A 15,399-nucleotide genomic window follows, 5' to 3' on the forward strand; every position below is an offset into this window, starting at 1 on the left:
CGCGCGTTTCTGTGATCCGGCCCGGGCCTGCCGTTCATGCATGGCCCGAAGACGATAGTAAATGGCCGGAAACCGAAAGACGCAGGTGCACCTTTACCCCACACTGAGCCATGCCGTAGTGCCGGCACACAACGGCACCCCGGCCATCGGCCCGGGCGGGAACGGGGCCCGCGGCACCTGTACATCATCGGCCAGCATTCATGACACGGGGTGGGGAGATCATGACGATGCGAGTAGAACGTGCAAGAGGCGTATCCGGCGCAGCGTGCGCGATTGTCGTTGCATTGGCGCTGGGTGCCTGTAGCGACGACAAGGACGCTCAGCTGGGCAGTGCGCCCGCCCCGGATTCGACCCGAACCGCGGTGGTGCAGACCGCCGATGGCCCCGTGCAGGGGCGTATCGCTTCGGGTGTCAGCCAGTTCCTCGGCATTCCCTTTGCCGCGTCGCCGGTGGGTGATCTGCGCTGGCGGCCCCCGCAGCCTCCCCAACCCTGGACCGAGACGCGTTCGACCCTCGCCTACGGCGATACCTGCGCACAGACCAACACGCTCGGGGTATTCGCTTCGCCGAGCGCGAGCGAGGACTGCCTGTTCGTCAACGTGTTCGCACCGCGGGCCATCAAGGCGGACGCCCGTCTGCCGGTGATGGTCTGGATCTACGGTGGCGCGCTGTTCGACGGCGAGAGCGACGACTATGACGGCAGCAAGCTGGTCGCCCGTGGAGACGTGGTGGTCGTGACCTTCAACTACCGGCTGAACGTGTTCGGATTTCTGTCGCATCCGGCGCTCGACGACGAAGGTCATGCGTTCAGCAATTACGGTTTCATGGACCAGCAGTTCGCGTTCGAGTGGGTACGGGACAACATCGCGGCCTTTGGTGGCGATCCGGGCAACGTCACGATATTCGGTGAGTCCGCCGGCGGGCGCAGCATTCTTGCGCACCTGGTATCACCCACCGCGGCCGGACTGTTCCAACGCGCGATCATTGAAAGCGGCGCCGGGTTGCCGACCACCGATCTGGCCAGCGCCGAAACGGAGGGCGTGAGCTTTGCCGAACAGGTGGGTTGCCAGAGCGATGACGCAGAGCAGACCACACAGTGTCTGCGCGCGCTGTCTGTCGAAGAGATCCAGTCGATGGCGCCGCGATTCCAGAGCCGTCAGATTCTGCCGCTCGACGGCACGATTCTGACCCAGACACTCGATCAGGCGCTGGCTTCCGGTGAGTTCAACCAGGTGCCGATCATCTCGGGTACCAACAAGGATGAGAACACGCTGTTCATCGGCCTGAACGAACTCAACAGCGGTCGTGCGCTGACCGACGACGAGTACACCGGGCAGATTCAGAGCCGTTACGGCGACGACGCGGGCGAGGTGCTCGCCGCCTACCCATTGACGGCCTACGACTCGGCGGGCGCGGCGTCGTCGGCGCTGACCACCGACAGCGGCTATGTCTGCCCGGCGCTGGACGAAGACCGCCGGTTTTCGCAGTACGTGCCGGTTTATGCCTACGAGTTCACCGACCGCACCGCGCCCGCCTATGCTCCGCCTGTGTCGTTCGACTACGGCGCCTACCACACCAGCGAGATCCAGTACCTGTTTCCACTCTATGCTGGCGGACAGGGCACGCCTCACGAACTCAGCGACGCCCAGAGCGCGCTCTCGGACGACATGGTCAGCTACTGGACTCGGTTTGCGGCCGTGTCCGACCCCAACGCCGAGGGCACGCCGGACTGGCCTGCCTATGCCACGGATCGCCCTCGGTATCAGTCGCTGGAACTGCCCGAACCGGTGACACGCGATGTCGCGGACCTTGCCGCAGCGCATCACTGTGACCTGTGGGACGCATTGGCCGGGCGCTAGCGCGGGCCGGCTACGGCTGCGCGCTGTGTCGGTCGATGCACGAACCGTATTTCGATGGCTGCCGTCCCTGTTCGGTGTCGGCAGCACGGATGTTCATAAAAAAACGGGAGTCGTCATGAAAACAACAGACATCGGGCGTGCGGTCTCACCCTGGCTGACGGCGGCACTGTGTGCCGGTCTGCTCATGGGCTGTAGTGACGACGGATCGGTCGATATTGCCGGTTCGACTGACAGCGGCGACGGCACCGCGCGCACGGCGATCGTCGATACGTCGGCCGGGCCGGTACAGGGCAGGGTCGAAAACGAGGTCGAACAGTTTCTCGGCATTCCCTATGCCGCGCCGCCGGTCGGCGACCTGCGCTGGCGCCCGCCCGAAAGCGTGCAGCCCTGGACCGAGACGCGCGAGGCGGTGGCTTTCGGCAATACCTGTGCCCAGACACTCACGCTCGGCGTCTTTGCCGCACCCAGCCAGAACGAGGACTGTCTGTTCCTGAACGTGTTCGCGCCTGGGTCGCGTACCGACGATGCGGCGCTGCCGGTCATCATATGGATGCACGGCGGCGCCATTCTGGCAGGGGGCAGCAACGACTATGACGGCTCCCAGCTGGCGCGCGATGGCGATGTGATCGTGGTCACGATCAACAACCGGATGAACGTATTCGGGTTCCTTTCCCTGCCGGCTCTGGACGACGAGGGGCACTCATTCGGCAACTACGGGTTCATGGACCAGCAGTTCGCGTTCGAGTGGGTACAGGCCAATATCGCCGCGTTCGGCGGCGATCCGGACAACGTCACGATTTCCGGCGAGTCCGCCGGCGGCAAGAGCGTATGGGTGCATCTGGCGTCGCCGACCGCAGCCGGGTTGTTCGACCGCGCGATCATCGAAAGCGGCGCGGGCCCGGCCACGGTGGACCAGGCCACGGCCCAGGCCGACGGGCTGGCACTGGCCGAGGCCACCGGCTGCGATAGCGAGGACGCCGGGCAGACCGTGGCCTGTCTGCGCGCGCTGTCGGTGGCCGAGATTCAGGCGGCCGGCTCTTTCGGCGGCAACCCCGTGATCGATGGCACGCTCATCACGCAGCCGCTGCTCGCCGCCTTTCAATCCGGCGACTTCAACCAGGTCCCGGTCATCGGTGGGGCAACGCGTGACGAGAACCGTTTCTTCGTCGCGGTCAACGAAACCAGCAGCGGCCAGGTCGTGACCGCCGAGCAGTACGACAGCCAGATCGCAGCCGGCTACGGCGAGCGCGCCCAGGACGTGCGCGATGCCTATCCGCTGGCTGCCTACGATTCGCCGAGCCTGGCGCTATCGGCGGTACAGACCGACTCCGGCATCGTCTGCCCGGGGCTGGCGCTCGACCAGGCCATGGCCGAGTACGTGCCGGTCTATATTTTCGAGTTCGCCGATCGCACCGCGCCGGTCTATGCGCCGCCGGTGTCCTTCGACTTCGGCGCCTATCACACCGGCGAGATACAGTATCTGTTTCCCCTGTTCCGCGGGGCGACCGGCACGGCTAAACCGCTCGACGATGCCCAGGCAGCGCTTTCGGCCGATATGGTCAGCTACTGGACCACGTTCGCTGCGGCCGGCGACCCGAATGCGTCATCCACGCCCGAATGGCCGGCTTATAGCGACGATTCGCGGCAATACCTGTCCCTGGAGCTGCCCGAGCCGGTGACGAAAGACATCTCGGCGCTGTCCGACGATCATCACTGTGATCTGTGGGCGTCCTTGAACGGCTGAATGAACGAGGCCGGGTATTGGTCCGGTGTGCGGCGCGCCGGGTGTGGCTCACCCCGGCTCGCCGCGGCATGATTGACGCGCCGTGCATCGGCTCTGGGGTCGATGCTGTAGCCGGTACTGGCGGGGCGTGATGCCGGTCGCGCGCCGGAACAGATCGGTGAAATAACTCTGGCTGCCGCAGCCCACGGCCAGCGCCACATCGGAGATGGCGGTTGACCCGCTGCTGAGCAGCGTACGGGCACGCTCCAGACGCAGTCGAAGCACGTATTGATGCGGCGACTCACCGAAGCTCGCCCGAAACAGGCGGCTGAAATGCCGCGGGCTGAGCTGAGCGACCCGGGCCAGTTCCACGGTGCTGAGCCCGCGCTCCAGATGGTCGTGGATGTACTCGCGAACCCGGGTGCGCTGCAGTGCAGACAGGACAGGCGCGCGGGTATCGGGTTCGTGGCGTATCCCGTAACGGCCCATGACATAACTGGCCAGGGCCAGCGACAGATATTCGGAATAGAGCCGCCCGATCGGACGCCGGCGTCTAACGTCGCTCTCCATGGCCCGCACCAGTCGCGCCAGGCCCGGGTCGCGTATGTCGTGCTGCGGTTGGATATCGTCGGTGGTCGGCGAATCCCGTTCCTGGGCCAGTTGCTGTAGAAGCGGCCCGCCGATCTCGACCAGCAGCATGCGAAAGTCACCGGTGGGCCGGATGTCGGCGAGCTCGCAGCCCGCGGGATAGATGAAGATGCTGCCCCGACCGAGATCGAATCGACGCAACGACAGACCGGTGCGATACGCGGTGCTGAAGCGTCCGTCGACGATCAGCGAGATATGCATGCGCGGCCATTGGGCATGCGCGACCGTAGGCATCGGCGCGTAGCTACGCGCGTCCTCGAGTCGAAAGGCGTCGGCGTCGGGTAATTTCGTCCGATCGGCGCTGAGCGCATCGTCGCCCCAGGGCCAGTCCACCAAGCGCTGCTCGTTCAGGATACTCAGACGATCCATGACCGCGTTCTCCCTGGCAGTACGCGATCGATCCTACGAAGGCGATTGGCCGCTGGCGAGCGCGAATCGCGCGCAAGCTAGTTGCCCGTGATAATCATGATGTCGCTGCCCGGTTGTTGCGAGCGGCGGCAGCGTGCCGCTCGCCCCCGTGTTCACAGGCTTACGGTTCCCGCCACGTCGTGCCCGGACGGACGTGGCGGCGGCCGGCGATCAGAGCGATCTCCAGCCGGTTCATGGTCGCATGGCATGCGTGCGTGGCGCCCTGCGTTGGTCGCGCACGAGGGTTCGTCAAAGCGCTGCCGCTGGCCGGGCCATGCCCGTGCGCCGACCCGCCACCACGAACCGTTCAGGCTCAGTCCTGGTCGATCGGCGCCTTCATCCAGGCCTTGACCGCATCCGGCAGTTCGCGGGGCTGCGGGTCGTAGCCCTGGCTCAGCAACCAGTCGCGTACGGCCAGGCCGGTGCCGCCCGGCCAGTATTCGGCTTCGGCCTTGTCCACATGGAAATAGTCGGCCAATTCCGCGTCAAGCGTGATCGTGCCTTCGGCAACCAGATGATAGGCCAGCAGCAGCTGGTTCTTGCGGGCGAAGCCGTAGGCGCCCACGAATTCGGTCACCCGCGCGCGCAGGCCCAGTTCTTCAGCAACCTCCCGCACCACACCGAACTCCGGTGTCTCGCGCGGCTCGAGGAAACCGGTGACCAGACCGTACATCCCCTCCGGCCAGAGTGCGTTGCGGGCAAAAACCAGCTTGCCCTCGTGTTCGACGATACCCGCGACCACGGGAATGGGGTTGTCCCAGAACACGAACCCGCAGCTTGTATCCGAACACAGGGGGCGCTCGATGCCGCCGATTTCGCGATGTACGAGCAGGCTGGTACAGACAGGGCAGAACTGGCGGTTATCGCGCATGAGGCATTTGCTCCGATGAACGGTGGCCGGCCGGCGGCCGGCGTCGGGGACGAAACCTGCGTGCGGCCTTGACGAAAGCCCGGCAAGCGGCGTCCGAGGTGCCCGCGAGGGATTGATAGCGTAACCGGATATAGGTGTCGGCGAGTTCGCCCAGCTGTGCAGCCAGGTCCGGGCGCGCGGCGCCCACACGCTGGGCATAAGCGCTCGGGCCCTCGCTCGGTCGGCGAGGATAGCCGATCCTGGCCAGTCGGGCGCCGATACGATGCCAGGCGCGAACCGTCGGATCGGGGTGGGCACGCCTGCGCATGCGCCAGGCGAGCCAGGCCGACACCAGCGCCAGCAATCCCAGCGTACCGGCCGTCAATGCGAGCAGCGCTCGTGTCCAGCCCTTGAGTCCAAGCGCGTTCAGCAGCTGCTGCTGAAGCTGCGGGCCGTAGGCCAGAAACCAGCGGTTCCAGCCGGCATCGACCGCGTCCCACATCATGCGGGCCTGGTACCAGACCCCGTCGTTGCCGCGCGCCATATAGGGCAGTCGACTGTTGTCGATCACCGATCCCGACAGCCCGGACTCGATACGATCCGGCGCCACCGCAGCGGTCGGATCCACCCGGACCCAGCCCCGGTCGGCAAACCAGACCTCGGCCCAGGCATGGGCATCGGCCTGGCGCACGATCCAGTAGTCGCCCATCGTCGAAGCCTCTCCGCCGAGATAGCCGGTGACCACCCGCGCCGGAATGCCCGCAGCACGCATCAGGAAGGTGAACGCGCCGGCAAAGTGCTCACAGAAACCTTCGCGCGTATCGAACAGGAATTCATCGATGCCGTTGTCCGGGCCTGTGCGCTGCGGCGACAGCGTATAGACGAACGGCTGCTGTCGAAACATGCCAAGCGCCGCCTCGACGGTGGCCGCAGGCGACAGCCCCTGGCCGGCCCAGCCATCGGCCAGCGCCCGTGCACGCGGATTGCCGGCCGAAGGCAACAGCAGGGCTCGCCGTCGGCTGGTCGGCGCGAGTTGGGCGTCCAGCCGGCCGCCGACGACCGAGGTTGCAATATATCGTGTGCGCTGGTCGACGGTGTCCTGTGCATGCAGCGTCGCCCCGGCCCCGCGTGTTGCCGGGCGGTCGATGGACAGGGGTGTGTCCAGCGCGATCAGCCAATCGTGGCGTGTCGCCTCCAGGGTGATATCGACACGCCAGCGCTGGCTGTCGGAGGCCGGGTCGATCCGGGCGTCCGGCAGGCGGCGATTGGCCTGATTGATCTCCCAGCTCCGGCCGTTGAAATCCCAGAGCACCGGGCCGCGCCAGTAGCGCTGGCCGGGTGGCGGCGGTGGGCCGTCGAAGCGTGCACGCAGGGCCACACCTGGCGATAGCGCAAGTTCGGAAATACTGCCCGGGGCCATGCTCTCCGACAACCCGCTGGTCTGGCGGGCACCGGCGTCCGACGGCAGGCCCCAGATCGGGCCCGGTATACGAGGAAACAGCACGAACAACAGCGCGGCCAGCGGCAGCGCCTGGATGAGCAGCCGCCCGGCGTCGGTCAGCGCACTGTGTATGCTTGCCCGGCTGCCGATATCCACGAATGCGGCCATGATCGCCCAGGTACCGATGATCAGGTACAGCGCCATGCCCAGGCTTTGTGAAAAAAGGAACTGGGTGACCAGCAGGAAACACAGCAGCGACAGGAACACCATGGCGTCGCGATGACTGCGGACTTCACACAGCTTCAGGCTGAGCATAATCAGCAATAACGACACGCCGGCTTCCTGGCCGTTGACGCGCCCGAAGCCCACGAACACGATGGCAAAAGCGCTGGCCGCGAGCAGAAAGCGCAGCACTCGCCCCGGTGCAGGCCACGCGCGGGCCGCGGCCAGGCTCTGCCAGGCGATCAGCGGTAGGGCGATCGCGAGCACCCAGCCCGGCAGATGAAACAGGTGTGGTGCGGCCACCAGCACCAGACAGCCGGTCAGTCGCAGCCGCTGGATGCTGCTGGGCGGCTGATAGGCCGCCCGTTGCCGGCGAGTCCGGCGTCGACGCTGGCCGAGCGCGATCATGCCAGCGCCAGTGTGTGCAAGCAGCTACGCAGATGCGCTGGCCCGTGGCCGGGCTCGATACGCGTCCCCGGCAGAGCCAGCCCGTAGTCCAGCCCCTGGCGCTCGGCCCGCGTAACCCACAGGGTCAGCTGCGACAGTCGCGCTTCATGATCGAGCCAGCTCAGATGTTCATAGTCCAGCCACAGCCGGCGCCGACCTTCGGATTCGTATTCGCGCACGAGCGTGTCGTCGCTGCGCGCGCTCGCCTTCCAGTCGATATCCCGGGGCGAGTCGCCGCGGCGATAGCCACGCTGGCCGATCACCTCGCCACGGCCCAGGCAAGCGACGGCCGCTGGATCGCTGTCGGTTGCCGAGGGCTCGGGCAGACGATCGCGGCCGGCCGGGCGAGGGTAGACCAGCAGCTGTGCCTGCGGTGTCAGCCAGCTCCAGCTGCGAAACAAACCGATCGGATAGATGCTTTCCAGCCGGAGGCGTGGACAGGGCATCGACCCGCGCCGGGCGGCCCCGGCATCGACCTGAACACGCGCGCTCGCCCGTGGCCCCAGGTCGACCGGCGTGCCGGCGCGGCTCCGATCGGCGCTGACCTGTACCGCGCGTCGCGAGCGGGTTGCCTGGTGTGCCAGCGTGATATCGAACACGGCCGGCGTACCCGCGAACACGGGCTCGGCGTCGACCGCGCGCAACTCCAGGCCCAGCAGGTTTCGATGCGCATGGTGCATCGATACCAGTGCGATCGAGGCCAGCCAGAACGTCAGTGCAAAAGCCAGGCTGTTGCTGTAATTGGTTGCGCCCAACAGCATGACCACCAGCAGGCCCGCGAACAGCACGCCGCTGCGGGTCGGCAGGATATACAGCCGGCGTCGCGAGATGGCCAGCGGCGGTACGGCCGCCGGCGTGCGACGGCGGATGAAACGTTGCTGCGCCTGGCGCAGCCGATAGGCCAGCGCCACGGACTCAATCGACGCCGACGTGCTCGAGCAGCAGGGCAGAGCCCGGCGCCTTGTCGCCGTCACGACGATGCAGGCGATGATCGGCCACCGCCGGCAGCACGGCCTGGATATCCTCGGGGAGCACGAAATCACGCCCATCGAGCATGGCCCAGGCCTGGGCGGCACGACGCAAGGCCAGTCCGGCACGCGGGGATAGCCCCTGTTCGAACAGGCCGGGACGCCGCGAGTAGTGCATCAGCCGCAGCAGGTAGTCGATGACTGCCTCACGCGTGGCGATATGGGTGGTCGAGCGCTGCCAGGCGAGCAGATCGGAGGGGGTGGCGATCGGCGTCAGCGGCTGGTCGCGCTGACTGCCCTCGGCCAGCAGACGACGCTCGGCCTCGGCGGGCGGATAGCCCATGCCGATACGCATGACAAAGCGATCGAGCTGCGAGTCGGGCAATGCGAAGGTGCCGCTGTGGTCGACCGGGTTCTGAGTGGCGATCACGTTAAACGGCGGCGCCAGCCGTCGGGTATGGCCATCGACGGTCACCTGGCGCTCGGACATGGCTTCCAGCAGCGCGCTCTGGGTGCGCGGACTCGCGCGATTGACTTCGTCGGCAAGAACCAGCTCGGCAAAGATCGGCCCGCGGTTGAATACGAAATTTGCCGTGTTTCGGTCGAACACGGACACGCCGAGGATATCGCTGGGCATCAGATCGCTGGTGAACTGAATACGCGAAAACGTCAGGCCGAACACCTGGGCCACGGCATGCGCCATCGTGGTCTTGCCGACGCCCGGTACATCCTCTATCAGCAGATGGCCGTCGGCGAGCAGGCAGGTCAGCGCCAGGCGCAACTCGTGACTCTTGCCGAGCACACGCGTGGCCAGGGCGGTCTGGACCGCGGTGAGGCGGGCGGCGGTCGGGCCAGCACCGGTCTGTTCATGGACCGATCCGCTTGGCGATATCGTCGTCATCGCGGCAACGTTCGAACATAAGGGAAACGATACGTTCGAGCCTACCGGAGCCGTTGCCTATTGGCACGCTCGGCAGCCCGCGAGGCGCGCCGGCAACCAGCCGCCCGCGAACGGCGGCCCCGGCTCACGGCGTGTCGATGCCGGGATCCGAGGATCCGCGCAGGCCCGGAAAGCGCGCCTGATGACGCGCTATCCCGCAAGCCGCGTCTGCCGGCGCAGCAATCCTGCGAATAAGTGCGGTATTCGCTCGCGACGGGCCGCGCCATCAGGCTGGCGGCCGCAAGGGCTTACGAGCGGTCGTTTCGCTCGATTCGCTCCGCGGTTTCGTCGCTGGGGGCGGTGCCGTCGGTACGGCGGTAGTCGCCCTCGATGACGGAATCGGAACGGCCGCGCGCAGCGCCACGGCCGGCATAGCGACCGCCGGCCATCCCGCCGGGCGTCATCACCACCACCTTGGATACCAGGCCGCGCGCCAGCCGCTCGCGCAGGCCCGGGATCAGCAGCACGAAGCCGCATATATCGGTGATGAAACCCGGCGTGAGCAGCATGAAGCCTGCGAACAGCAATGCGGCGCCGTCGAGCAGGGGCAGCGTCGGCACTTCACCGCGGGCCTGGGATTCGCGGATCCGCGCCAGCACGGTCAGGCCCTGCCGGCGCACCAGCTGACTGCCCACGAACGCGGTGATGATGACCAGCGCGATCGTGGGAAGGAAACCGATCACACCGCCGATCTTGATGAGCAGCATGAGCTCGACGATCGGCAGGACAATGAATAGCAGCAACAGTCTGATAGCCATGGAGGTCTCCCGGCGCGGATAGTGGCTACAGCGCAGCGATACGCTGGCGCTGTTCGGTCAGTTCGCCCAGTTCGCGTTCGACATCGGCCTGCTGTTCGCGCGCCTTGGCGACGACCTCGGCCGGTGCCTTGGCGACGAACGAATCGCTGGACAGCCGGCCGCGAATCCCGTTGAGATCCTTCTCCAGCTTGGCCAGCCGCTTGTCCAGGCGGGCCAGTTCGGCCTCCTGATCGATCAGGCCGGCCAGCGGCACGAGCAACTGCATATGGCCGACCAGCGCGGTTGCCGACTCGGGCGCATCCTCGGCCTGAATCTCGTCGATGGATTCCACGCCGGCCAGAAAGTCGATGGCCGAGCGGTGGCGCGTCAGGCGTTCGCGGTCGGTGGCCTGGGCCCGTGCGACGCAGACCGGAATCTTCTGCTTGGGCGCAATATCCATTTCGCCGCGAATGGTCCGCAGCCCGGCGATGACGGCCTGGAGCCATTCGATCTCGGCCTCGGCGTCGAGGTCGAGCCGTGCCGGATCAGTCCGCGGGAATGGCTGGACCGAAATGCTCTCGCCGTCGGCGGCCAGGGCTCGGCCGAGCGCGAGCGGGGCCACGCGCTGCCATATCTCTTCGGTGATGAACGGCATCAGCGGATGGGCCAGACGCAGTGTCGCCTCCAGCACCTGCACGAGGGTACGCCGCGTGCCGGCCCGTTCGGCATCGCTGGCTGGCGCATTGAGAACGGGTTTGACCAGTTCCAGATACCAGTCGCAGAAGGCATGCCAGATGAAATCGTGGATCGCCTTGGCCGCCAGATCGAAGCGATAGGCGTCGAACTGGCGCGCCACCTCGGCTTCGGTCGCCTGCAGACGCGAGACGATCCAGCGATCGGCGGCCGAGAGCGCCACTGCCTGGTCGTCGGCGGGAGTGAAATCCTCACCGACCTGCATCAGCACGAAACGCGCCGCATTCCACAACTTGTTGCAGAAGTTGCGATAGCCCTCGACACGGCCCAGATCGAAGCGGATATCGCGCCCGGGCGAGGCGAGGGCGGCGAAGGTAAAGCGCACGGCGTCGGTGCCGTAGGCGGCGATGCCGTCGGGGAACGCGCGACGCGTGGCTTTCTCGATCGCCTTGGCCTTCTGGGGCTGCATCAGGCCGCCGGTGCGCTTGGCGACCAGCGATTCGAGGTCGATGCCATCGATCAGATCGATCGGGTCCAGCACGTTGCCCTTGGACTTGGACATCTTCGCGCCTTCGTTGTCACGCACCAGGCCGTGGACGTAGACCTCGTGGAACGGCACGTCGTCCATGAACTCCAGGCCGAACATGATCATCCGGGCGACCCAGAAGAAGATGATATCGAAGCCGGTCACCAGCACGCTGGTCGGATAGAACCGCGCCAGCGCCGGCGTCTCGTCGGGCCAGCCGAGCGTCGAAAACGGCCACAGCGCCGATGAAAACCAGGTGTCCAGAACGTCTTCGTCCTGGGTCAGTATGATGTCGTCGCCAAGACCATGAGCGGTGCGCACGTCGGCCTCGGAGTTGCCGACATAGACGTTGCCGGCCTCGTCGTACCAGGCCGGAATACGATGCCCCCACCATAGCTGGCGCGAGATGCACCAGTCCTGGATGTTGCGCATCCATTCGTAATACGTCTTGTCCCAGTTGCCCGGCACGAACCGGATGTCGCCGTTTTCGACTGCCTCGATCGCGGGCTGGGCCAGGGTCTTGGCATCGACAAACCACTGATTGGTCAGCATCGGTTCGATGACGTCGCCGGAGCGATCGCCATAGGGCTGCATGAGGGTCTTGTCCTCGACCTTGATCATCAGCCCTTCGGCGTCGATGGCCGAAACGATCCGTTCGCGGGCGGTATAGCGGTCCAGGCCGCGGTATTCGTCCGGTACCAGATTGAGCGCATCGATATCGCTGGCTTCGGGCATATGCCCGGAGGCCACGATCTCGGCGGCCCGGGCGGCCGCCTGGACATAGGCCAGGCCGTCGTCGCGCATGGACGCGGTGCTGTCCATCAGCCGGTACATCGGGATGGCATTGCGGCGGGCCACTTCGTAGTCGTTGAAGTCGTGCGCGCCGGTGATCTTGACCGCGCCGGAGCCGAATTCCGGATCGGGGTATTCATCGGTAATGATCGGTATACGCCGGCGCTGGGCGACCGGGCCGACCGGGATCTCGCAGAGCTTGCCGACGATCGGCGCGTAGCGTTCATCTTCCGGGTGGACGGCAATCGCACCGTCGCCGAGCATGGTTTCGGGGCGGGTCGTGGCGATCGAGATATAGTCGCGTGTCTCGCGATGGGTAATCTGTCCGTCGGCGTCCTTTTCGATGTATTCGTAGGTTTCGCCGTCGGCCAGCGGATACTTGAAGTGCCATATGTGACCGGCGACCTCGCGATTCTCGACTTCGAGATCGGAGATGGCGGTATCCAGGACCGGGTCCCAGTTCACCAGACGCTGGCCGCGATAGATTAGACCCTTGGCATGCAGGGCGACGAATACATCGCGCACCGCCTCGGACAGCCCGTCGTCCATGGTGAAACGTTCACGGGACCAGTCCACCGATGCGCCCAGGCGCCGCATCTGGCGGGTGATATGGCCGCCGGATTCAGCCTTCCAGTCCCAGATCCGGTCGGTGAACGCCTCGCGACCGAGACTGTGACGCGACTCGCCTTCGGCTTCGACCCGGCGCTCGACGAGCATCTGGGTGGCGATACCGGCATGGTCGGTGCCCGGCTGCCACAGGGTCGGGTCGCCGCTCATGCGGTGGTAGCGGGTCAACGCATCCATCAGCGTATGCTGGAAGGCGTGGCCCATGTGCAGGCTGCCGGTCACGTTCGGCGGCGGCAGCATGATGCAGTACGGGTTGCCCGGCGCATCCATATCCGGCGCGAAATAGCCGCGTTCTTCCCAGACGGGGTACCAGCGCGCCTCGATGGTGTGCGGGTCGAATGTCTTGTCCATGTCAGCCATCAAGCATTGCCTTTCGGCCCGTCGATACGGGCCTGCCGTTCGTTACAGTCGGAAAAAATGTCGGGGGGTCACCGTGGTGCGATCTTGTGCGTGGTCAGCGCGTAGCCGCGGTCCTTGTAGAAACGATACAGGCTACGCGCGTCGGCGACAGCCTCCGGGGCGACCACCTCGTTGTGGCGATTGAAACGCGAGAAGAAACCGCTCGCATCACCGCCGATATTGACCAGTACATCGTCGAAGCCGGCGGGCGGCGCGCCCGTGCCGATGAGCACGGGCGTCAAGCGATCGTCGTCGGCCAGATCGTTCGCAGCGCAGTGCGGAACGAAGCTGCCCTGGCGGAAGACCCATAGCAGCGTATCCATGCGTGCGACCTGGTCCGCGTCGGCCGCATGCACGTACACCCTGTGACCTTCGCCATGGGCCTTCTCGGTCAGCCGACAGGCAAAGCGCTCCAGGGCCTCGGCGCCTTCAGCTTCGAGGATGTAGAAGAAGACCTCGGTCACGAAACCGCGTGCCCGGCCGGCCTCACGCCTGTTGCGCGCGGTCGATCAGGTATTGCACCAGCAGGCCCACCGGGCGTCCGGTCGCCCCTTTGTCCTTGCCTGACGTCCAGGCCACCCCGGCGATATCCAGATGCGCCCAGCGCAGCTTGCGCGCGAAGCGGTGCAGGAAGCTCGCCGCGGTGACCGCACCGGCGCCCTTGCCGCCCACGTTGGCCATGTCGGCGAAGTTGGAATCCAGCTGTGACTGGTATTCCTCCCACAGCGGCATCGGCCAGGCCCGATCCCCCACCGTTTCGCCGGCATCGCGCAGGCTGCGACGCAGCGGGCTGTTGTTCGAGAACAGACCGGCCGCATGGGCGCCCAGCGCTACCACGCATGCACCGGTGAGGGTGGCCATGTCCACGACCGCATCGGGCTGGTAGTTGCGCTCGACATAGGTCAGTGCATCGGCCAGCGCAAGACGGCCCTCGGCGTCGGTATTGAGGATCTCGATGGTTTGCCCGGACATGCTGGTGAGAATGTCGCCCGGCTTGTAGGCATCGCCGTCGGGCAGGTTCTCGGTCGAAGGAATAACGCCCACCACATTGACCGGCAGGCCCAGTTCGGCGGCGGCCTGGACAGCGCCGAACACGCTGGCCGCACCGCCCATGTCGTACTTCATTTCGTCCATGGCCGCGCCCGGCTTGAGGCTGATGCCGCCGGCGTCGAAGGTCACGCCCTTGCCGACCAGCACGATGGGCTTGGCGTTCTTGGCCCCGGCCATGTACTCCATGACGATGAGCTTGGCCGGCTGGCGCGAGCCGCGGGACACGCCCAGCAGCGCGCCCATGCCCAGCGATTCCATGTCCGATTCCTCGAGCACGGTGGTCTTGACCGCGCTCTCGCGCTCGGCCAGCGCGACCGCCTGCTCGGCGAGATAGGTCGGCGTACAGATATTGCCGGGCAGATTGCCCAGGTCCTTGGCGAACTTGACACCGTTGGCCGTGGCCACACCTTCGTCGACACCACGCTCGGCCGCGGGCAGATCCGAACGGCGGGGCACCTGGAAAATCAGCCGGGCGAGCTTGCGCGTATGACGCTCGTAGCCCGTGCCCCGACAGGCCTCGAACCGGTAAAAGACGTCCTCGACGGTCAGCAGTGCCTGCTTGACGCTCCAGCCGAAGTCATCCCGCCCCTTCACATTGAGTTCGGTCAGATAAAACGCCGCATCCACGCCGCCCATGCCGTCCAGTTGCTTGGCGGCGGCCTGACAGGCCCGGCGGTAGGCGCGGGCGTTGAAGTCGCGCTCCTTGCCGCAGCCGACCAGCAGGATTCGGTCGCAGAACAGATTCTCCAACCCGTGAAGGAGGGTAGTCTGTCCCAGTTTCCCGTCCATATCGCCCCGACGCATCACCGAGGCGATCAGGCCGCCGCTGGCCTGATCCAGAGCCTCGGCTTGCGTCGAAGGCTTGCGGCGATCGAAGATACCCACCACAACGCATCCGACACGCTGCTTCTCGGGGCTGCCGCTTTTGACGAGATATTCCATGAAGTGCTCCTGCAAGACTGACTGTTATGACAGCGAAAACCGCACGCGGTTTCCAGGCTCGAACGGTTTCGGCATGGTAATCGCTCTTTCCAGAACTGCTGTCGAGGTCGCGCAGTTTACCGAAAAC

11 protein-coding genes are annotated in these 15,399 nt (G+C 66.0%); 2 read left to right on the top strand and 9 right to left on the bottom strand.

Annotation, left to right across the window (positions count from 1 at the left end):
• Positions 1 to 221 precede the first annotated feature (221 nt).
• Together T31B1_RS15665 and T31B1_RS15670 are read left to right on the top strand one after the other, a co-directional pair.
• On the top strand, positions 222 to 1,859 hold the full coding sequence (locus T31B1_RS15665) for a carboxylesterase/lipase family protein (RefSeq protein ID WP_353250465.1): 1,638 nt from the start codon (positions 222 to 224) through the stop codon (positions 1,857 to 1,859).
• A 115-nt stretch (positions 1,860 to 1,974) separates the two neighbouring features.
• Positions 1,975 to 3,603 (top strand): carboxylesterase/lipase family protein, encoded by a 1,629-nt coding sequence (locus T31B1_RS15670; protein ID WP_353250466.1) that lies wholly within the window; start codon positions 1,975 to 1,977, stop codon positions 3,601 to 3,603.
• A gap of 48 nt (positions 3,604 to 3,651) precedes the next feature.
• Here T31B1_RS15670 and T31B1_RS15675 read toward each other — a convergent pair whose 3' ends face one another.
• The 9 genes from T31B1_RS15675 to T31B1_RS15715 all read right to left on the bottom strand — a co-directional run bounded on the left by T31B1_RS15675 (position 3,652) and on the right by T31B1_RS15715 (position 15,272).
• Complete coding sequence (locus tag T31B1_RS15675) at positions 3,652 to 4,599, bottom strand: AraC family transcriptional regulator (RefSeq protein ID WP_353250467.1); 948 nt, start codon at positions 4,597 to 4,599, stop codon at positions 3,652 to 3,654.
• A gap of 352 nt (positions 4,600 to 4,951) precedes the next feature.
• The gene (locus T31B1_RS15680; protein WP_353250468.1) at positions 4,952 to 5,509 is read right to left on the bottom strand and encodes an NUDIX domain-containing protein; all 558 of its coding nucleotides are present in this window, start codon (positions 5,507 to 5,509) and stop codon (positions 4,952 to 4,954) included.
• Complete coding sequence (locus tag T31B1_RS15685; RefSeq protein WP_353250469.1) at positions 5,499 to 7,559, bottom strand: transglutaminase TgpA family protein; 2,061 nt, start codon at positions 7,557 to 7,559, stop codon at positions 5,499 to 5,501. The genes T31B1_RS15680 and T31B1_RS15685 overlap by 11 nt, the downstream gene beginning before the upstream one ends.
• Positions 7,556 to 8,509 (bottom strand): DUF58 domain-containing protein, encoded by a 954-nt coding sequence (locus T31B1_RS15690; protein WP_353250470.1) that lies wholly within the window; start codon positions 8,507 to 8,509, stop codon positions 7,556 to 7,558. The genes T31B1_RS15685 and T31B1_RS15690 overlap by 4 nt, the downstream gene beginning before the upstream one ends.
• A 4-nt stretch (positions 8,510 to 8,513) precedes the next feature.
• A complete protein-coding gene (locus T31B1_RS15695; RefSeq protein WP_353250471.1) occupies positions 8,514 to 9,467 on the bottom strand; it encodes an AAA family ATPase in 954 nt (317 codons plus the stop codon).
• 287 nt (positions 9,468 to 9,754) lie between these two features.
• Positions 9,755 to 10,264, bottom strand: a complete 510-nt coding sequence (locus tag T31B1_RS15700) for an FxsA family protein (protein ID WP_353250472.1) — start codon at positions 10,262 to 10,264, stop codon at positions 9,755 to 9,757.
• 25 nt (positions 10,265 to 10,289) lie between these two features.
• A complete protein-coding gene (locus T31B1_RS15705; protein WP_353250473.1) occupies positions 10,290 to 13,232 on the bottom strand; it encodes a valine--tRNA ligase in 2,943 nt (980 codons plus the stop codon).
• A gap of 77 nt (positions 13,233 to 13,309) precedes the next feature.
• Positions 13,310 to 13,744: a DNA polymerase III subunit chi gene (locus tag T31B1_RS15710; RefSeq protein ID WP_353250474.1), complete on the bottom strand. Its 435-nt coding sequence runs from the start codon at positions 13,742 to 13,744 to the stop codon at positions 13,310 to 13,312.
• Positions 13,745 to 13,766: 22 nt separating this feature from the next.
• Positions 13,767 to 15,272 (bottom strand): leucyl aminopeptidase, encoded by a 1,506-nt coding sequence (locus T31B1_RS15715; RefSeq protein ID WP_353250475.1) that lies wholly within the window; start codon positions 15,270 to 15,272, stop codon positions 13,767 to 13,769.
• Between the last annotated feature and the right edge of the window lie 127 nt (positions 15,273 to 15,399).

It is taken from the genome of Salinisphaera sp. T31B1, assembly GCF_040361275.1.
GTDB lineage: Bacteria > Pseudomonadota > Gammaproteobacteria > Nevskiales > Salinisphaeraceae > Salinisphaera.

Coding starts and splice junctions, on each gene's coding strand:
- T31B1_RS15665 (WP_353250465.1), top strand. CDS start 222: ATGACGATGCGAGTAGAACGTGCAAGAGGCGTATCCGGCGCAGCGTGC.
- T31B1_RS15670 (WP_353250466.1), top strand. CDS start 1,975: ATGAAAACAACAGACATCGGGCGTGCGGTCTCACCCTGGCTGACGGCG.
- T31B1_RS15675 (WP_353250467.1), bottom strand. CDS start 4,599: ATGGATCGTCTGAGTATCCTGAACGAGCAGCGCTTGGTGGACTGGCCC.
- T31B1_RS15680 (WP_353250468.1), bottom strand. CDS start 5,509: ATGCGCGATAACCGCCAGTTCTGCCCTGTCTGTACCAGCCTGCTCGTA.
- T31B1_RS15685 (WP_353250469.1), bottom strand. CDS start 7,559: ATGATCGCGCTCGGCCAGCGTCGACGCCGGACTCGCCGGCAACGGGCG.
- T31B1_RS15695 (WP_353250471.1), bottom strand. CDS start 9,467: ATGACGACGATATCGCCAAGCGGATCGGTCCATGAACAGACCGGTGCT.
- T31B1_RS15700 (WP_353250472.1), bottom strand. CDS start 10,264: ATGGCTATCAGACTGTTGCTGCTATTCATTGTCCTGCCGATCGTCGAG.
- T31B1_RS15705 (WP_353250473.1), bottom strand. CDS start 13,232: ATGGACAAGACATTCGACCCGCACACCATCGAGGCGCGCTGGTACCCC.
- T31B1_RS15715 (WP_353250475.1), bottom strand. CDS start 15,272: ATGGAATATCTCGTCAAAAGCGGCAGCCCCGAGAAGCAGCGTGTCGGA.